At 69.4% G+C, this 16,915-nt stretch carries 20 protein-coding genes and 1 tRNA gene; 1 reads left to right on the top strand and 20 read right to left on the bottom strand.

Translation table 11 applies throughout. From position 1 onward, the window contains the following. Positions 1 to 283: 283 nt before the first annotated feature. The 16 genes from ACH427_RS19075 to ACH427_RS19000 form a co-directional block, all read right to left on the bottom strand. The gene (locus tag ACH427_RS19075; protein WP_398870664.1) at positions 284 to 1,120 is read right to left on the bottom strand and encodes a hypothetical protein; all 837 of its coding nucleotides are present in this window, start codon (positions 1,118 to 1,120) and stop codon (positions 284 to 286) included. Continuing rightward, a complete protein-coding gene (locus ACH427_RS19070) occupies positions 1,117 to 2,505 on the bottom strand; it encodes a phage portal protein (protein ID WP_398870663.1) in 1,389 nt (462 codons plus the stop codon). The genes ACH427_RS19075 and ACH427_RS19070 overlap by 4 nt, the downstream gene beginning before the upstream one ends. A 15-nt stretch (positions 2,506 to 2,520) precedes the next feature. Next, the gene (locus tag ACH427_RS19065; protein WP_398870662.1) at positions 2,521 to 4,146 is read right to left on the bottom strand and encodes a terminase; all 1,626 of its coding nucleotides are present in this window, start codon (positions 4,144 to 4,146) and stop codon (positions 2,521 to 2,523) included. A gap of 147 nt (positions 4,147 to 4,293) precedes the next feature. Continuing rightward, on the bottom strand, positions 4,294 to 4,626 hold the full coding sequence (locus ACH427_RS19060) for a hypothetical protein (RefSeq protein ID WP_398870661.1): 333 nt from the start codon (positions 4,624 to 4,626) through the stop codon (positions 4,294 to 4,296). 256 nt (positions 4,627 to 4,882) lie between these two features. Beyond that, positions 4,883 to 5,272 carry a hypothetical protein gene (locus ACH427_RS19055; RefSeq protein ID WP_398870660.1) on the bottom strand — a complete coding sequence of 130 codons (390 nt, stop codon included), beginning with the start codon at positions 5,270 to 5,272 and terminating at the stop codon, positions 4,883 to 4,885. An 897-nt stretch (positions 5,273 to 6,169) separates the two neighbouring features. Next, positions 6,170 to 7,081: a class I SAM-dependent methyltransferase gene (locus ACH427_RS19050; RefSeq protein ID WP_398870659.1), complete on the bottom strand. Its 912-nt coding sequence runs from the start codon at positions 7,079 to 7,081 to the stop codon at positions 6,170 to 6,172. A gap of 25 nt (positions 7,082 to 7,106) precedes the next feature. Beyond that, positions 7,107 to 7,298, bottom strand: a complete 192-nt coding sequence (locus tag ACH427_RS19045; protein WP_398870658.1) for a hypothetical protein — start codon at positions 7,296 to 7,298, stop codon at positions 7,107 to 7,109. A gap of 159 nt (positions 7,299 to 7,457) precedes the next feature. Beyond that, the gene (locus ACH427_RS19040; RefSeq protein WP_398870657.1) at positions 7,458 to 8,090 is read right to left on the bottom strand and encodes a hypothetical protein; all 633 of its coding nucleotides are present in this window, start codon (positions 8,088 to 8,090) and stop codon (positions 7,458 to 7,460) included. A gap of 31 nt (positions 8,091 to 8,121) precedes the next feature. Beyond that, positions 8,122 to 8,316, bottom strand: a complete 195-nt coding sequence (locus ACH427_RS19035; protein ID WP_398870656.1) for a hypothetical protein — start codon at positions 8,314 to 8,316, stop codon at positions 8,122 to 8,124. Continuing rightward, positions 8,313 to 8,627: a WhiB family transcriptional regulator gene (locus ACH427_RS19030; RefSeq protein ID WP_398870655.1), complete on the bottom strand. Its 315-nt coding sequence runs from the start codon at positions 8,625 to 8,627 to the stop codon at positions 8,313 to 8,315. Before ACH427_RS19030 ends, ACH427_RS19035 begins: the two co-directional genes overlap by 4 nt. 197 nt (positions 8,628 to 8,824) lie before the next feature. Next, positions 8,825 to 9,229, bottom strand: a complete 405-nt coding sequence (locus ACH427_RS19025; RefSeq protein ID WP_398870654.1) for a hypothetical protein — start codon at positions 9,227 to 9,229, stop codon at positions 8,825 to 8,827. Beyond that, positions 9,226 to 10,215 carry a mucin-2 gene (locus ACH427_RS19020; protein WP_398870653.1) on the bottom strand — a complete coding sequence of 330 codons (990 nt, stop codon included), beginning with the start codon at positions 10,213 to 10,215 and terminating at the stop codon, positions 9,226 to 9,228. The genes ACH427_RS19025 and ACH427_RS19020 overlap by 4 nt, the downstream gene beginning before the upstream one ends. 67 nt (positions 10,216 to 10,282) lie before the next feature. After that, complete coding sequence (locus tag ACH427_RS19015; protein ID WP_398870652.1) at positions 10,283 to 10,678, bottom strand: hypothetical protein; 396 nt, start codon at positions 10,676 to 10,678, stop codon at positions 10,283 to 10,285. Continuing rightward, complete coding sequence (locus ACH427_RS19010) at positions 10,675 to 11,598, bottom strand: YqaJ viral recombinase family protein (RefSeq protein WP_398870651.1); 924 nt, start codon at positions 11,596 to 11,598, stop codon at positions 10,675 to 10,677. Before ACH427_RS19010 ends, ACH427_RS19015 begins: the two co-directional genes overlap by 4 nt. Positions 11,599 to 11,856: 258 nt before the next feature. Next, on the bottom strand, positions 11,857 to 12,138 hold the full coding sequence (locus tag ACH427_RS19005) for a DNA-binding protein (RefSeq protein ID WP_398870650.1): 282 nt from the start codon (positions 12,136 to 12,138) through the stop codon (positions 11,857 to 11,859). A 255-nt stretch (positions 12,139 to 12,393) separates the two neighbouring features. Continuing rightward, entirely contained in the window at positions 12,394 to 13,098 is a 705-nt protein-coding gene (locus ACH427_RS19000; protein WP_398870705.1) for a beta-ketoacyl-ACP reductase, read from the bottom strand. 311 nt (positions 13,099 to 13,409) lie between these two features. Between ACH427_RS19000 and ACH427_RS18995 the strand changes: the two genes are divergently transcribed. After that, a complete protein-coding gene (locus tag ACH427_RS18995) occupies positions 13,410 to 14,360 on the top strand; it encodes a helix-turn-helix domain-containing protein (RefSeq protein ID WP_398870649.1) in 951 nt (316 codons plus the stop codon). On the opposite strand, the gene ACH427_RS18990 is transcribed toward ACH427_RS18995, so the two are convergent. From ACH427_RS18990 to ACH427_RS18975, 4 genes are all read right to left on the bottom strand, one after another. Next, on the bottom strand, positions 14,298 to 15,530 hold the full coding sequence (locus tag ACH427_RS18990) for a tyrosine-type recombinase/integrase (RefSeq protein WP_398870648.1): 1,233 nt from the start codon (positions 15,528 to 15,530) through the stop codon (positions 14,298 to 14,300). The genes ACH427_RS18995 and ACH427_RS18990 overlap by 63 nt on opposite strands. 106 nt (positions 15,531 to 15,636) lie before the next feature. After that, positions 15,637 to 15,723: transfer RNA gene (locus tag ACH427_RS18985), tRNA-Ser, on the bottom strand. A 79-nt stretch (positions 15,724 to 15,802) separates the two neighbouring features. Continuing rightward, the gene (tadA, locus tag ACH427_RS18980) at positions 15,803 to 16,318 is read right to left on the bottom strand and encodes a tRNA adenosine(34) deaminase TadA (protein WP_398870647.1); all 516 of its coding nucleotides are present in this window, start codon (positions 16,316 to 16,318) and stop codon (positions 15,803 to 15,805) included. Between the two features lie 14 nt (positions 16,319 to 16,332). Beyond that, entirely contained in the window at positions 16,333 to 16,860 is a 528-nt protein-coding gene (locus ACH427_RS18975; RefSeq protein WP_398870646.1) for a hypothetical protein, read from the bottom strand. Positions 16,861 to 16,915: the final 55 nt, after the last annotated feature.

The raw sequence follows: 16,915 nt of genomic DNA, 5'->3' as shown, positions 1-16,915 counted from the left end.
CTTGTGGGGGTCGGCACTCGCGGGCGTGGCCAGCATGCTGGCACTCAGAAGTCCAGCCACACCTAAGACGCCGAGCGTGGACCCAACTCGTCTTGCACGCTGCATACTCAAGCCTCCTTAACATCGTTTCCACAGAGGGAAGTTGATGGTCCAGGCACAGAACCCTAAAGGGGGCTAGGGGTGAGCGTAAGCACTCATCGAACACATGGCTGAATTCATGCGGCGTTACGATTTGTGACGACAAGCCCAAGGCAAGGGGTTGAGAGCCTCCACGGGGTCAGCACTACACGCCCAACTGCGAGGAGTTCGACACGCGGTCACCGCTGCGGTAACGCGCATCGAAAGCGCTCCGGAACACCCTCAACGTGTCGTCACCGTAAGTGCCTTTGGTGGCTTCGTTGTAGAGCGCTTCCCACTCGGCGGCCTCGGGCATCGGTGCCCATTTCTGGCCCCGGAAGACGGCCTCTGCGGTGCAGTCGCACCGATCGTGGTACGGATCTCCGCCGTCCTTGGTCTCCGCGCTCTTCTGTTCTGCGTACACCGGCCCGCGGATGATCAGCACGGCGCAGAACGAGCAACACGGTCCCTCAGTGACGCGTGCCCACCCGAGGGCGGACGGGTCGTGGCGGGTAGCGGATTCGATGGTGCGGCGGCCGGGAAGAGCGGCGAGACGCTGGGCGGAGGCGGCTTCCCGGTCCCGGGCCTGACGCCGAAGTGCTGGGTTGTCGCGGGCCTGTTGGGCTGCGGCCTCGGTCCCGCCGTCGGCGAGGACTTTGGCTGCGGCGCGGTCGGCGGCCTTGTGGGCCTGGTTGGCCGACCAGCGGCGGGAGGCTGTGATCTGCTCCAGGGGCGGGGGCTCGGCCACCGGGACGGTGAACGGAGTGTGGTGGCCGGCGGTGCGGCGGGCCTGGTCGTAGTAGTCCGCGGCCAGCGTCGCCGACGCCGTCCCGTACTTACGGACCAGGCGGGCGACGACGGCCGTCCACGCCTGTTCGGTCTCTGGTCCGGCGGGGGCCGCTTCGTACCGGCGCCACCCGGACTCGAACTCGACGTTCATGACCCGGAGCAGCGCGGCCTGGCGGCGCCGGTGGACCAGGGCCAGCGCCCGCAGGGACGTCATGCCGCATCCCGGAGGCCGGCGCCCTCCGGGGCCGCGTCGAAGGTGGTGGCGAGGTTGTCGAGGACGTCACGGCCTGCGGTGCGGAGGCGTTCGGCGGCGATGCGTTCGCGCTGGGCACGGTCGATACCGGCCCGCTCCAACGTCACCTCCGAGTCCGCGGGCAGCACCCCGGCGGACACCAGTTTCGTGGTGGCGTCGGCCTGGGCGGCCACCGTCGGGGTGGAGGCGTCCCGCCACTGGACATCGACCACCGGCACCGTGCCGGTGGCGCCCGTGAGCGTCAGGGCGAGGCGCATGGCGCGCGACCACGGGCCGGAAAACGATCTTTGTCTCCGCTCGGCTTTCTTGATCAGCCGGGCTTCCGCGCTGCGGATCGCCTCGGCGGAGGCGGGGTTGTCGGTGGTGTAGCCGAGCATGTGGGCAGGCAGCGCGGTCACGCCGGCGACGAGGCGGGCGTAGGTGTTCACGATCCGGTCGTAGACGGCCGGATCGTAGGCGGGGAACTGCCCGACCTCGGGCACCGCGCCGTCCTCGTCGCGCTCCAGCGCGAGGTAGCGGCCGATGTAGGTCTCCCACGCGCTCCGCTGGGCGCCGTCGGGGCCCTGAAAGCTGGACTCCGAGGCGCCGAGGATGTACCGCTGCGGCGCGGCGAAGAACTCCCGCGCGACCTCTTGGCCGAGGAGTGTCCGGCACGCGGCGTCGGTGAGGGCGCGCACCTCCTCGGTGATCTCCGAGGACCCGCGCCGGTCGGCGATCCGCTCGCGGTTGGCCAGCCGCACCACCGGCACCACGCCGAGGTCGTGGGGGTGCCGGTCGGTCACCGTCCAGCCCGTCCCGGAGCCTTCCAGGTAGACGGTCTGGTCGGGGAGGTAGAGCGTGGCGGAGCGCATCGACCCGGCGGTGATCAGACGCAGCGCGGCACGGATCGTGCGCGTCCTGGCGTCGTAGTCCACGCTCATGTGCTGCGGCGACTCCACCGACAGCAACGGGTCGCCGTACTCGTCGACGCCGACCGCCAGATACGACCGGCCGTAGACCAGCGCGTCATGATGCGCCAACTGCGACTCGTTCCCGAGGTCGTTGGCCGTCCAGATGTGGGACAGGGCCTGTTCGGCCACGGGGTCATCCGGGCACCGGAGGCCGTCGACGTCAAGCCGCTCGTCCAGGGCGTCCACGACGATGCGCGGCCAGCCCGTGACCGTCCGGACGGCCTGGAGCTGCGGCGGGACCGCGATCCCGAGGTTCGCCATGCGGGACAGCCCGGCGTAGTAGTCATCCAGCGTCCGCAGACGCCACATGTCCTCGGCCGCGGTCCCGGACAGCAGGGCCAGCGCGCCGGCTTCCTCCTCCGAGAGGGCCAGGGTGGGCAGGGCAGGGGCGGTCAACGTGTTCTCCTCAGCTCATCCGAGGACGATCACGCGTCCCTTGCCGCGCGCCCGGGGGCGCGATCCGTACTTACTGCTGTTGATGACCAGGCGGCGCAGCATCCGGGCGCCGACCATGCAGACGGCGAGGTCGACTTTCCGGGACGACTCGCGGTGTTCCTTGCCGATCGTGATGCCCCACGCGTTCGTGCGGCGGCGGGCGTTGGCGACGTGCGTGCGCATGATCTTGTGCCCGTCGTGCGTCAACTGGCGCTCCAGGATGTCCACCCGGGCGCGTTCCACGGCGGCGGTGAATTCCTCCTGGCGGCGGCGGTCGCCCATGTCCCATTCGACGGCGTGACGGCGGGTGCCGGTCGTCGTCGCGTGGACCAGGAGGCGGGCGCCGTAACGTTCCGCCCAGGCGTCGATGAAGCGGTCCCAGTAGCGGGCGCCGTCGGCCTGGTCCTGGCCGGTGCCGGGGTCGGCGAAGAACGCCAGCACCCGGAAACGGGCGAACGCGTTGTCCACGACGCCGTCGACTTCCTCGCGCGGGACGTTCCACACGTCGGCCTGCGGGGGCCGCTGCCACACACCCAGTGTGGTCACGTGCCCGTCGGACATACGGCAGGCCACGAGCCCCGTGGCGTCGTCGGATTTGGAACCGTCGAGAAAGAGAACGATCTCTTCCCCGTCGGACAGGGCCAGGTCAGGGCGGGCGCAGGCGTCCCATTCGTAGGGGGCCATCCACGCGTCCTCGGACGCGGTGATCTGGTTGTACCAGAACCGTCGGGAGCGTGACGCGGGATTCCGGACGTCGAGGATCGAGGCGACGATGCGGTCAATGTCCAGCCAGGTCGCATCCCCGCGCACGGCCCGGATGACCGCGGGCGCCCACGCGGCGTTCAGCTTCGCGTGGGGCGGTGCTTCGAGGGAGTCGTAGAGGAGTCCGGTGTCGACGGCGCGGCCGGCCTGCGCGGCCTCCCACGCCTCCCGGGTCCGCTCGGCAACACTGTCCTCGCCCGGTTCATAGGCGTTGGTGATCGCCAGCGTCCGGGCACTGCCGTCCGCGGACTTGGTGGCGTTGCGCTCGATGACGGCGGCCATCGCGTGACCACCGTTGGACGACAGCCAGTGATGCGGTTCGTTGATCAGGCTCCAGGTCGCCCGTGCGCCCTCCAGAGCGCGCGGCGAGGAGGTGACCGCCTCGATCCGGGCACGCCCCTTACGGGCGTAGATGATCTCCTTGCCCAGATCGATGCCGTACTCGTCAACGGCCCTCGGGCTGAAGAGCCCGGGGAAGATCACCATCGTGTTCCGCGTCTGGCTCTGCGTGACGGCGGCGAGTTGGACCCAGGCGTCAGGGTGCGGCCGGCCGAGCGGCTGGCCCTCCGGCACGCCCGACGGATCGCCGGGGCCCGCGACCCGTCCCGAAGGACGGCACGGGCCCACGAACTCGACCGCGGCATACGTCGCGCCGAGCGGGTCTTTGCCGTGCCCCTTCAGCCGCTGGAACACCGCGTCCCGGTACAGGAACCGCCCGGTGGCCGGGTCGATCGCAAAGTACCAGAGCGTGAACCGGGCCTGCTCGGGGGTGTAGCGCCAGGGGCGGTCGGTCGAGTGCTGGAGGTACTGGGCCGTCCACGACAGGACGTGCCATCCCAACGAGAACTCCGGGAGGACGAACCGCCCGTCGGGGCCACGGCGCCACGTCGGACCGAGGGCCACCGGTTCGATGACGTCGGGCGGTGAGTCCTCGTCGGTGACCGGGGCGGAGGGGGACAGAGGTTGTCACCCCCGTCCGCGCGCGAGTCAGGAGCCGAGCGCCGCCCGGTAGTCCGCGATGGCGGTCACCCCCGCCGGTGTCTCCGCCTCGGCAGGGCTCCGCTCCAGCTCGATCCGCACGCGGCGGCGGGCGCCCTCAGTGGTCAGCAGTTCCGTCATGGCGCTGTTGACTGCGGCGAAGAGCTGGGCGGAGAACCGGGCGCCGGAGTCCAGGTTCCGGGACATGGCCTCGGCGACGTAGCGAGCGGTTGCCACATCCGACGGCTCGTAGAACTGCGACTGCCCGGAGGCAGCCAGAGAGAGGTACCAGCCACGGGCGATCGCATGCCAACTTGCCTCCGGCTCCGGCCAGTCGACCATGCCAGGGACTGACGCTGCGTGCACCAGACCGACACCGTCCTTGTTGCGCCGCCGACGCTCCGACGTACGTTTCGGCACGGGCCCACGGGCACCCATGTGCCACCTCCCTGCGGGCGATCACTTTGGAGTTCAGAGCGAGAGGCGTCACGCGTACCTGGTTGACGGTCTGCTGCTCTCTTCGACTGCAAAGGCTGACGGAATACGATCAAGATGCGTAGCCCGTCAGCCACAAGCTTTTGTGGAACGTAAGCCAGTTTTAGCAGGCTTGGACGTACCACACCGGAGCCCAGTCACCATGGGCGTCATTGGAAGGTGCCGGGTCCGTTGAGAAGATCCAGTCTCTGTTCTTGTTGAACATGGCCGCCATAAGACCCTTGGTCTGGTTGTTGTACCAGGACCCGCCGCTGTTCAGGCCGTTCGGTATCTCCTGCATGTAGCCGCAGTCCTGGAACTTGAATGCCAGCTTCTTGAAGTTCGCGTACTTGTACCCACAGAAGTAATGCTTCGGGCAGTCAGGTGGGGCTGCTGTTACGGAAGCTGAGGAGGATGCCTGTGCGGATGCCTGCGAGATCGTGCCCACCGACATGGTGAGTGTCAGGAGCGCCCCTGTCGTAAGAGCGGCACTCTGCACGCGGGAAAGAGCCACGGCTACACCTTGCCTTTCACCTCTGATGACGAGCGGTTCGGACAGTGCGGCGAACCTTGGAACTCCTCCGTTCTGTCGGCGATCGGGGCGGACAGTATTACGAAGTGAGGGGCACGGGACAGACCCATTTTGGGCCAGACCAACTCATGGCGGTGGACGTTCGGACTCCGCATCGCTCCGAGCTTGACCGATATCCCGTTGAGAGGGCATTCGCGGCTTTGAAACCCGTACAGATCCAGAGGTGCATTGCCCATCGCCCGGGGAGAAACCCGGGGAGGGGGACACCCCCCAGGGGCCGGCCGACCAGGGCCGCCCAAGATCACTACGGAGGGTGATCGAGTCGGCCAGGGTGAGGGTCGTCGGGGCGGCGCCGGCCAGGCCGGAGGGCACGGCCGGCGGCCCCCTCAGCCGAGCTCTTCTGAGCGTGGCAGGGGCCGCAGACGCCCTGTAGAGCCCGGTCCCGGTGGTCGTCGGTCATAGCCTGGACGTGGTCGACCTGCGTCGACCGACGCACGCCGCAGAGACGGCATACCGGATCACGGGCCAGGACACGCGCCCGGATAGTGGACCAGGTCGACGGTAGCCGCGCCTTGCGGTTGCTGCTCTGCCAAGCCATCGCCGACCACCTCCGCCCGGGTGCTGGCGCCCCGGCACCGGGGCGTGGTCACTGATGCCGGGGTGGTCAATCCTCCGTCGCCGCCGGCGTAGGGCCGGTCAGGGGGTCCGCGTGGAGGGGTTCGAACCCTCTCCACCGGCCGGTTCGGTCACCCCGCCGGGGTGAGCTACTGGGGCCGGGGTGCTTGCCTCACACCACACACGGAAGCCGTTGGAGTAGAGGGGGCTGCACGGGCTTGCGACCCCGTTCGGCTCGCCCCTGCGTGGGCGGGGGCGGTAGGTCTACGACTGAGTGAGCGCGGCCGCGGCCTTTCGCGGGTCGCCCTTCACGAAGGTGAGCACATACTGATGGTGCCGCCCGTGCTTGCGCGATGCGCGCCACTGGGCGCCGAGCCGCAACGGCATGCTGCCAAGGCTGTTGACCAAGATGGCGTCGTTGTAGAAGCGGGCGCCGGCCGCTTCGTGAGCGGCGATGGTGAGAGGGACGAGCCCGCGGAGGACTCCGGTGCTGTTGCGGACCTCGCCCACAACCCATGTGGCGAACCGGTGGTTGGCGAGGCAGCGCACGGACTCCGTGATGATCGCGCTGTACGCCTCGGCGAACTCTTGCCAACGCATCGCGGACAGGTCCGCCGGGTGATCGCTATACCGCTCCAGGTCGTAGTAGGGCGGGCAGGTAAAGACGTAGTCTGCGCGCTCTGGGGGGAGTTCGGGGAGCTCTTCGGCAGCGTCACCCAGAATCCAGGACGGTTCGGCGGCAAGTAGGTCCCGTGCACGCCAGTCGGCGGCCGCCTCCTCATTCGCATCGATCTGCGAAGGGGACAGGTCAATCCCGGTGTAGCGGTAGCCGCCATTGGCGGCGACGAGACCGCGCACGGAGCCGCCGGCGAACGGGTCGAGGATTCGGCCGCCCTCGGGGCAGTACCAGGAGTAGGACGCTTCGGCGAGCACGGGATCGAAGGTGGAGAGTCCCCCGTTGACCTCGGCAAGCTTCTGTCCGAACGTGCCGTCTGTGTTGTACGTCGTGACGTGTTTGCGGCCGCGGCGGCTGTGGAGCCCAAGTTCCTCCCAGACGCGTCGGCGGTCGCGCCACGGGCCCAGGTCGGACCGCAGGACCGAGAACGGCTGGATACCCGGAAGACCCGCGGGACCGCAGGTCGCAGGGGCTGCGTCGATCAGAGCGAGTTGCGACATGGGACGCGCCCTTCCGAAGTGGTGCTCACGCGGCCTTGTCGCCCCGCTGGGCCAGATAGGCGCGAACCTCGCGCAGGTCGACCAGCGCGCGGCCGGCGCGGTCGTAGCCGGTGCGCTGGACGTGTCCGCGGCGTATCCACTGGCGGACGGTGGCGGGTGTTACGTGGACGTAGTGGGCGGCGGCGACGGTGTCGCAGATAAAGGGAGTTGGGGACACGTGCGTCTGCCTCCCGCCCAGGTACGACGAAAGCCCCACCGGCCAGGGGGGAGAGGCTGGTGGGGCTTTCGGATCTGTTCACCCCAGTATGCGGACATACGGGGGGTGCTGCAATCGAGTGTGACACGGTCCGGGGAAAACCCCAAAGACCCCTGCTGATCAGACGGCCAGGGCCAGGGCTGCGCCCAGGTCCAGGGCGTCCCAGGTGGTCCGGCACCACCGGCACGTGACGGTGGCCGCGCCGGGGACGTAGCGTAGGACGGCGCCGCACGCCTGGGTGGCGTCGTCGGGCGAGGGTGCGGGGCAGTGCCCGATACGCCGGGCACGGGTGGCGGGGTCGAGGAGTCCGGTCGCGTCGCTGTGCAACTCGCCGATCTCCCGCGCGAAATCATCGACCGCGGGGTGGTGCTCGACAGCCCAGGGCACGTTCGCGCGGAGGGCGGTGGCGGCCTCGGTGAGCGGGTCGGAGCGGTAGGTGGGCGCCGACCATTGGAGGCGGTCGTGCCAGTCGGCGAGCCAGCTGTCGAGGGCGGCCGTGGCGGCGGTGATGCGGTCGAGGACGTCGAGGCGGAGCGGGGCCGGCGGCTCGGTGCTGGCGCTGACGCGGAGCCCGTAGGGCGCGCGGCCGGAACCCGGGGTCAGCAACCCGTGGAGATCGCGGATGAGGTCGGGGAGCTGGTCGAGTTGGTCGGTGATGCGCCGTTCGCAGGGGCGGCACGCGTACCGGTGCCACTCGTCGGCCCACAGGGCGCGGTGGCAGATGGTGCACGTGGGGCGGTCTGTGCTGGTCATGGTGCGCTTTCGTGTCGGCGATGGCAGCGGGTCAGCCTGCGGCCTGGGCAATGGCGTGTTCGGGGGTGATGTCGCCGACGCACAGGGCCTGGAGGGCGGCGGCAATCTCTCCTTGTCGACGCGGAGTGCACACGAGGGTGTCGACAATGTGGGCCGCGGTGGCGAGCCGCTCGTAAAGGTCGTCCAAGCGGTCGTCGGTGATGGTGTCCGCGGTGTCCCGGATCATGCTGCCGCGCCCTCCGTTGGTGTGGGCCGCCGGGCGGTGAGCCGTCGGGTGGTGGGGCGGTAGCCGTGTTCGTCCTCGGTGCGGCCGCCCCAGATGCCCGGTTCGAGGTGGTCGCGGGCCCACGCGGCGCATTCGGTGCGCATGACGCAGCCGGAGCAGAGGTGTCTGGCCGCTTCGACGCGGTCGGCGTGCTCGTCCGACTGCTCCTGCCCGTCGGGCGGAAAGAAGAGGTCGGGGGCCGCCGTACAGGGAAGGCGGTAGTCCTCGGTTCGCGGGACGTAGGGCGGGGGCGTGATCTGGATAGGGAGCACGTGGCTTTCCGAGGTGGTCGGTGGGCGGAAGCGGACCCGGGGTGCCGAACGGCCGTGCGGCCCCGTGTGGGGCGTTCGCGGGCGTCGGCCGGCCGGAGATCCCCGGCGGGTGCGCTGCGCTGCGAGAGGGCCCGTTGTGGCTGCTAGTGGCCTGGGTGGGGCATGGGGCGAGGACGGCGGGTTGCGTGTGGTGGCCATCAGCGGGGTTCCTTCGGGACATGGCGGCCGGTGGAGGCGAGGAGTTCGGCCAGGGGGCGGCGTCGGGTGGTGGGGTCGGCGGCGCGGATGCGCTGGGCGCGGACGGCGGCAAGGTAGGCGGCGACGTCGTCGGGGTCGGCGTCGGGGATCTCCGGGGACTGGCCGGGGCCGTGGATGTGGCGGGACCGGCCGGCGCGCATCTGGCGCACCTTGGCGGTGATCTCGCCGACCGCGACGAACGCTTTGCCGCCGTCCACGAGGGCGACGACGGCGGCGCGGGCGTCGGCCAGGCTGTAGGGGGCGAGGACGTCGTGCCACGCGTCGGGGGTGTACTCGTCGAATCGCTGCTGCGGGCAGATCGCGCGGACGTAGCGGGTCAGGGCAACGGTCTCTTCGGGGGTCACGCGATCAGCGCTTTCTGTGCGTCGTGGCCGGCGCCCTCCTCGGCGGCCGAGCGGGCGCGGGCGCGTTCCAGGGCGCGGGCGAACATGTCGTCGCTCGTCTGCTGCTGGCGGTCGGCGGCGCGCACGGGCGCGGGTGCGGCGGGGGCGTCGGCCGGGATGTCGGGCAGGGCATCCCACACCTTGATCAGGTAGCGGATGGTGCGCGGCGGGTCGCTGGGGTTCCAGGCACGGCAGGCGGCGTCGACAAGCCGTGCTGCGGGCATGCGCTCCAGGTGCCGCCGGAGGGCGTCACGGTCGCCGCTGTCGGTCCGCCAGCCGACAACACAGCCGGCGGCAGTGAGCATGTCGGCCAGCGTCCGGGCGAACTCGGGCACTCCCGCCGCTCCTGTTGGCGCTGTTGTGGCCGGTGCTGTGTGCTGCGGGGGGTGGAGGGGGGACGGTTCTCTCCCGTCAGGGAGAGAACTCGGGTCGGGCCGGGTCGGGTCAGCGTGCGCGCCCGCGAGGCGTGCGGCGTGACGACCGGCCCTGACCTGCGGTTCGTCCGGGAAACGCAGGGCCGGATCGTCCTCGTTCCGGGGGCGGTTCGGGCGCGGACCCGGTGCGGAACGGCGGCGATTCGAGGCCGGATCGGCGGCGTTCCGCGCGGCCCGTGCGTCCCGCTGGCGGCCGGCGGCACGTTCACGGTCGGTGTTGACACGGGCCCGGGACGGGTTGGAGGCGAGGAAGTCGTGGACAAGGAAGTCCCCGGCGTCCGGCTGCGGGCAGCGTGCGCACTCATGCCCGGGGGCGTGCAGCAGCCCGACGGCGGCGAGCTTGCGTATCTGCGGCGCGGTCCCGTACTCCCGCACGACCGCGCCCGGCACGACGCCGTCCGTCAGGTGCTGTCCCGCATACGAGATCACCCGCGCCAGCAGTCCGGCGGCAGCGTTGCCCGCCTTGATGATCTTCGGATGCGAGTGGAACCCGTCGTCCAGCTTCGCCCACATGATCTTTCCCTCCCCTGGTGACGATGACTGCGCGGGCCCGGTGGTCCGGGCCCGCGGGTGGGCGCGCTTACGCGGCGGCCTGCGTCTCCTCCGCCCCGACGGGGAGGCGGTAGACGGCGATGCGGTGCCCGTGCGTGTCCGGCGACGTGGACGGCACGGTCCGGCCGGTGTTGGTGATCGAGCGGGAGGCGGCGAGGCCGCGCACCGCTGCGCCGAGCACCCCGTGGGGCAGGTCGGCGAGCTGGTCGCGGAAGTCGTTCGCGGAGAACTCGGCCTGCACCTGGGCGTGGTTGAGAATGAGCGCCTGGACCAGGGCGAGCTGGTCGGCGCCGGCCGCCGCACGGATGCGCTCCAGGAGACTGTTGGCGCGCTGCTCGGCACGAACCTGGGCCACGCGGACGGCCATCCGCGCGGCCGCACCGCCCGAGCGACGGCCGGGCATGGTCCGGACAAGGGAGGTCATGCGGCTTCCTCTGCCTTCATATAGGTGCGGTTGGGGATGAGCGAGCGGGTGGTGCCGTCCGGCCGAACACTGCGCGTGGCGACCGTCCGGCCGGATGCCGCGCAACGGCGGGCCGTGCCCATGGCGGCCAGGACCGCGGCAGCGTGCGCCACCTTCCGCTCCTCCGCCCTCTGGACGTCCAGAACTGCGGCCCGGTACGACTCGGCGATGCCGGGGTCGATGTCGGCCACCACGTCCTCCACCCCGTCCGGGAGCCGCTGCACGGTCCGGTAGGTCGCCGCGTGCCCGTCGAGCGGCGGCGGCTCACCGGCGGCGACGCTCCCGAGGAACTCCGCGGCCTGGTCCCGGAGCAACGCCGCCTCCGCCGCGTCATACGCAATGACGTACTCCCGGTAGTCCTGCCCGGCGACGAGGACCGCCAGCGTCGCCGAGCCAAGACCCAACGTGTCGAGCTGCCAGAGCACTTGGCACCTGTAGTGGGCCGGGACCTCATCCGTCCCCGGTTCCCCGAAGCCCTCGCCCAGGCGGCTCGTCTTGATCTCCAACAGGGACGCAGGTCCCCCGCCGGCGGGGGTGACGATCCGGTCCGGGGTAGCACGCTGCCACTCCCGCCCACGGTGCGCCCACGTGCCCGTCTCCTGGACCACGAGGTCCGGGTGCGCCTCCGCGAACACGTCGGCGATCACGGGTTCCAGGCGGGTGCCCCACTTCATGGCCGCTGTCGGCGCGGCGGTCTCGCGCGGAACGGTGCCCGCTTTGCGGTGCCACAGAGAGAACGGTGAGCGCCAGGGCGACAGCCCCGCGACCGCGACCGCGTCGGTCGCAGTGATGACCAGGCCCGACCGGGCGTGCTCCCACTCCGGGGTGCCAGGGGTGAACACGCCGAGCAAGCGGGCGGCGGGGATCTCGGGTGCGTTCATCGGGAGTCACCGCCACGGTGACGGCCGCGCCGACGGCTACCGGGTACGCCGTCGGTGTGGACCAGCCACGCCACCGCCACGCCGCCAGTGAGAAGGAATCCGACGGTGATCCACGCACTCATGCGGCACCGCCGTCAGGGCAAGTAACTGGTATGGGTGGGCAATCGGTCATGCCAAATCTCCCCGGGCAGGTCTAATGGGCTGTGCTGCGGCACGGTAGGCGTGCGGTATGGCAAGGGAAGGAGGAAGGGAAGGGCGCTACGCGGCGCGGCGGCGCGCATGCGCGACCGGCTTCAGATCGGCCAGCGACTCGGACCGAGCCTCGACGATGTGCATTACTGACCCATTACTAGGACGGATGGAATGCATGTCAGAGATCAATTCAAGGTCCGCCTGAGTGAAGCGCACATGCTTGCCCATCTTGCGATGGGGAAGTTCGTGAATCCTTCGACGCAACCAGAGTTCAGGGACTCCGAGGCGTCGGGCAGCTTCGGTGTAGTCGACATGGAGCTGTGCGCCGACCTGGTTCAGCGCACGCATCAGCGCTTGTTGCAAGTCTTTTTCGCCCGTACTGCTGCCGGACGTGCAATCTGTGGGGGGCGGGTCCGCTGGGGACCTCATGGCACAATCACCTCTCGTGTGGTCCGGGCATAGCCTCGGACCTGTTGGCGGCAGCGGGGTTTGCAGACTCCGCGTCGCGTCACGGTGCCGGGTCGTGAAGGTTCCTACGCCCGAAATGCGGCCTGGCACTGTGTTCCTCAGAGGCTCCACGCCTCGCCCTGGTACGTACTGGGGCTAGTGCCCCATGCTCACGCCGCCATCGACGGGCACCACGGCGCCCGTGATGTACGCGGCATCGTCAGAGGCAAGGAAACATGCCGCGGCCGCGATCTCCTTCGGCTGCGCCGCACGCCCCAGCGGGACCTGTGCGACCACCTCGGCGTGCCTCTCGTCGCTGAGTACACCGGTCATGTCCGTCTCAGTGAGACCCGGGGCGACCACGTTGACCGTGATGTTCCGAGATCCCAGCTCACGGGCGACGGACCGGGCGAATCCGATGAGCCCGGCCTTCGAGGCCGCGTAGTTCGCCTGTCCCGCCTCGCCCCGCAGCGCGACGGCGGAGGAGACGGCGACGATGCGCCCCTTACGGGCCCGGAGCATCCCCTTGGATGCGCGTTTCACCACACGGAAGGTGCCCGTCAAGTTGGCGTCGATCACTGCCGTGAAGTCTGTCTCCGACATCCGAAGCAGGAGCTGGTCACGCGTCACGCCGGCGTTGGCAATGAGGACTTCTACGGGCCCGTGCTTCTCTTCAATCTCCTTGTAGGCAAGCTCAATCTGCTCCGGATCGGTGATGTCACATTTCACTGCCAGAAACCCGGCGGGCGGTTCCCCTGACCGATAGGTGATGGCGACCCTGTCGCCAGCCTCGGCGAAAGCTCTGGCTATCGCCAGACCGATACCTCTGTTGCCACCGGTAACGAACACGGAACGGCTCATGCAGACCTTCTCCTCGCGGGTCAGTGTGCTGTGCAGACAGTCCGTACTTTGCCTGATTTTATCGATCCTGTGTTGGAACATATCTATTCCGGAAGTTAACTGTTCCGGAATGTGGAACTTCCGGAATAACCTCACCTGGAACCCTCCGGGGGGTTGCGAGGTAATCGGTTTCTGGATGCGTCGAACGGGTGTACCGTCGGCGCGCATGGCGACCCCTGGGACTTGTGGCCGATCATGAAAGGTGCGTGGCGGATGTGAGTGAGCGGGACCTTGTAACTGTTGGCCGTATGGTGCGTCGGTGGCGCGGCCGAGTGGACCCCGAGGGGTTGCCTGGGTTCACCGCGCGGTACGGACGCAGGAGTCGGCGCAGCCTGACTCAGGACGACGTCAGTCGGCTCATCGGCTTTTCCTCGCGCTGGTACAGCAACCTGGAGCGGGGTGTCCCAACGCCGTACAGTGACGCCTTCCTGGACGGTATCGCGCGAGTGCTTGAGCTCAGCGACGATGAGCGGCACACCCTCTACACGTACACCGTGAAGCGCAACCCGCCGGCCGGGCCGCGAGTGGACACGAGCATCATCGACCCCGCGCTCGCGCGGTTCATCCATATGCAGCCTTACCCCTGCTACGTGTCCGACCAGGGCTGGGACATCCCTATCTACAACAAGGCGGCGGCCGAACAGTGGCGGTGGATGGCGCACGGCGTCAACGTCATGCTCTGGGCCCTGACCCAGCCGGAGGCGCGCCTTCAGCTCATCGACTGGGAAACGTCCTGGGCCATCCCGATGGCGGCCCAGCTTCACCTGGCCATGCACAACAACCCCGATCACGAGCGGCTGCGGGAAGTCGTGGGGCCAAAGTTCGGGAGGACGACGACGCGCGGCGCATCTACGAGGAAGAGGGGCTGCGCAACATCCACCCCGACGGATCACGTCGGCGCGTCTACCTTCCGCACCACCATGACCGGGAATTTGAAGTCATCTTCCTTGCCTTCCCGCTCCTGCGTGATACCAGTTACCGCCTCATGGCTGTGGTGCCGGCCGATGAGTGCGAGCGCTACGTCGACGCCCCGGGCTTCGGGCGAGCTGCCTGACGGCATGCGCCGATGCCCCCATGGCCGCGAGGTCGTGGGGGCATCGGTGTACCTGCGCCCGGGGAGGACGTCACACTGCGGACTGCCCATCCCGGGCCGGATTCGCCTATGCGGCGAGGGAGTGTTCTTCCATGCTCCACTCGACGGCGGCGATGATCTCCTCGTCTAGGACCGCGAGCAGGTGACCGTAGCGGTCCACTGTGGTGGTGATGCTCTCGTGTCCCAATCTCGCCTGGATGGCGGGAAGCGGGACCTTACGGGCGATCAGCCATGATGCGTGGGTGTGGCGCAGGTCGTGGAGGCGCGGCCGTTTGGTGAGTCCGTCGTCGGCGGCGGCCTTGAGGGCGGGGGCCCATCGCTGGTTCCAGAAGCCCCCGGAGTCCCAGGCGCCGCCCTCGGGGGCGGTGAACAGGAAGTCCGTGGTCTTCTTCCCGGCGCAGGCCCGGCGGAACAGCCGGACCTGTTCGGGGCTGAGGATGATCGTGCGGCGGCTCTTCTTCGTCTTGGGAGGGCCGAGGAACTTGCCGTGGTCCCCGCGCTTCCAGGCGCGCTGTACAGACAGCCTGGGCCGCTCACCCACGAGAACGATGTCCCGGACCTGTAGGGCCGCGATCTCACCCCAGCGCAGGCCGGTGGTGACCTTGGCGTGGACAAGGTCCACGGCGTCCGCTGCGAGATGCCTGCGGATGATCGCGTATTCCTCGCGTTCCAGGAACACCTTGTCGTCGGCCGTGTGATCGTCTTCGGGTAGACGGGTGTGGATGCACGGGTTCGACGCGCGTAGCGGCTTGTCCGCGTCGACCGCTGACTGAAGGATGCCGAACAACAAGCCGTGCTGATTCCGTACCGTCTTGGCCGCGTACTTCCGGCGCTTCACGCCGGTGTCGTGGTGTGGCCCACTCCTGCCCTTGCTCAGGTCGTTGACCCACTGGCTGATGTGGTCGCGCCCGATCGAGACCTCGGTGTCTCCCTGGACGGTGAGGTCCCGGAACCACGGGACCATGTGGCTGTCTACGAACTTGTAGTAGTTGCTACGCGTTTGGTCTGATATGCCAGTCAAGTGCTCGATGTAGTGGCGGGCGAACGGCCGGAACATGTGCTCCGCGGGGATGGCGGGCGCCTCTTCCTCGGGTTCGGGTGCCGCGAACCCCACGCCTTTGACCCACCCGGTCGGCCATTGCTGTCCGTGACCGTTGACGAGGTCGCGGAACCTCTCGGCGCTGGTGCGGTCGTAGAAGTCTTCGCCCTGCCCCTTGCCGTTGCGTGTGCCGCCCTCACGCCAGAGGACCCGATATCTGTCCTCGCCGCTGGCGGTCTGACGATGCCGTATCGATGCCATGCCAACCAGCGTAGGAGGGTTCCGTGTTGCAAAACGTGTTGCAAAGATGGGCAACGAAAAACCGCCTCTGACCTGTTTTTGCAGGTCAGAGGCGGTTTCCCTGAAGCGGTAGCGGTGGGATTTGAACCCACGGTGGAGTTGCCCCCACACACGCTTTCGAGGCGTGCTCCTTAGGCCGCTCGGACACGCTACCGAGAGAGAGCTTAGCGGACGTGGGGCCGTGCTCTGAAATCGCCTGCCGTCCGAGGGCCCGGGAGGGGCTCCGCCGCGGGTCAGCGGGTGCGGAAGAAGTCCGTGAGGAGGGCCGCGCAGTCCTCCGCGAGGACACCCGTGACGACCTCCGGGCGGTGGTTGAGACGGCGGTCGCGGACGACGTCCCAGAGGGAGCCGGCCGCGCCCGCCTTCTCGTCGACCGCGCCGTAGACGACGCGGTCCAGGCGGGAGAGGACGATCGCGCCCGCGCACATCGTGCACGGTTCGAGGGTCACCACGAGGGTGCAGCCGGACAGCCGCCACTCGCCGACGGCCCGCGCGGCGTCGCGGATGGCGAGCACCTCGGCGTGGCCCGTCGGGTCGCCGGTGGCCTCGCGCTCGTTGCGGCCGCGGCCGATGACGGAGCCGTCCGGGGCCAGGACGACGGCGCCCACCGGCACGTCACCGGTGCCGGGGGCCAGCGCGGCCTCCGCCAGGGCGGCCCGCATCGGGAGCAGCCAGGGATCCCGTACGGGGTCGGGGGCGGGTACGGAATCGCTCCGGTGGCCGGACCGGCCGGCGACGGCTTCGTTCATCGCACCAGTGTGCGTCAGCGCACGGCCTCCAGGACCTCGGTGCAGCCGAGGGCGTCCGCGATGCCGCTCAGCGCGTCCCCGTCGAAGGAGCGCAGCTCCTTCGAGCCCACCCCGAGGTCGTCGAGGATCAGGTGGTCGCCCAGCGGTCCGGCGGGCACCGGGCGGGCGGCGTCCGGGGCGTCGGCCTCGTCCTCCTCCGGCTCGGGCTCGCCGTCCTCCGTGCCGTCGAGGTCCGGGAGGCTGCCCAGGTCGCCCTCGGCGTCGTCGCGGCCGAGCAGCTCGTCGGTGAGCATCGAGCCGTAGGCGTTGCGGCGGGCGGCCGCGGCGTCGGAGAGGTAGACCCGGGGGTCGTCCTCGCCGTCCACCCGGACGACACCGAACCAGGAGTCCTCCTGCTCGATGAGCACCAGGACCGTGTCGTCGTCGACCGAGGACTCACGGGCCAGGTCGGCGAGGTCGGACAGGCTTTCCACGTTGTCGAGTTCTGTGTCGCTCGCTTGCCACCCGTCTTCGGTGCGCGCGAGCAGTGCGGCGAAGTACACCGTGACTCTCCCACTGGTCATAGGCGGTGCCGGGCCGGACGGGGACCACCCCGCC

This window comes from Streptomyces sp. NPDC020379 (genome assembly GCF_044387105.1).
GTDB lineage: Bacteria > Actinomycetota > Actinomycetes > Streptomycetales > Streptomycetaceae > Streptomyces.
Note: the sequence above shows the minus strand (reverse complement) of the source record. Positions and strands in the feature narration are given on the sequence as shown.

What these genes read in the sequence shown, in the direction of transcription:
- ACH427_RS18990 (WP_398870648.1), bottom strand. Translation starts at nt 15,530, where the DNA reads ATGGCATCGATACGGCATCGTCAGACCGCCAGCGGCGAGGACAGATAT.
- ACH427_RS19060 (WP_398870661.1), bottom strand. Translation starts at nt 4,626, where the DNA reads ATGGTCGACTGGCCGGAGCCGGAGGCAAGTTGGCATGCGATCGCCCGT.
- ACH427_RS19020 (WP_398870653.1), bottom strand. Translation starts at nt 10,215, where the DNA reads ATGTGGGCGAAGCTGGACGACGGGTTCCACTCGCATCCGAAGATCATC.
- ACH427_RS19010 (WP_398870651.1), bottom strand. Translation starts at nt 11,598, where the DNA reads ATGAACGCACCCGAGATCCCCGCCGCCCGCTTGCTCGGCGTGTTCACC.
- ACH427_RS19040 (WP_398870657.1), bottom strand. Translation starts at nt 8,090, where the DNA reads ATGACCAGCACAGACCGCCCCACGTGCACCATCTGCCACCGCGCCCTG.
- ACH427_RS19005 (WP_398870650.1), bottom strand. Translation starts at nt 12,138, where the DNA reads ATGCGTGCGCTGAACCAGGTCGGCGCACAGCTCCATGTCGACTACACC.
- ACH427_RS19000 (WP_398870705.1), bottom strand. Translation starts at nt 13,098, where the DNA reads ATGAGCCGTTCCGTGTTCGTTACCGGTGGCAACAGAGGTATCGGTCTG.
- tadA (WP_398870647.1), bottom strand. Translation starts at nt 16,318, where the DNA reads ATGAACGAAGCCGTCGCCGGCCGGTCCGGCCACCGGAGCGATTCCGTA.
- ACH427_RS19015 (WP_398870652.1), bottom strand. Translation starts at nt 10,678, where the DNA reads ATGACCTCCCTTGTCCGGACCATGCCCGGCCGTCGCTCGGGCGGTGCG.
- ACH427_RS19050 (WP_398870659.1), bottom strand. Translation starts at nt 7,081, where the DNA reads ATGTCGCAACTCGCTCTGATCGACGCAGCCCCTGCGACCTGCGGTCCC.
- ACH427_RS19075 (WP_398870664.1), bottom strand. Translation starts at nt 1,120, where the DNA reads ATGACGTCCCTGCGGGCGCTGGCCCTGGTCCACCGGCGCCGCCAGGCC.
- ACH427_RS19035 (WP_398870656.1), bottom strand. Translation starts at nt 8,316, where the DNA reads ATGATCCGGGACACCGCGGACACCATCACCGACGACCGCTTGGACGAC.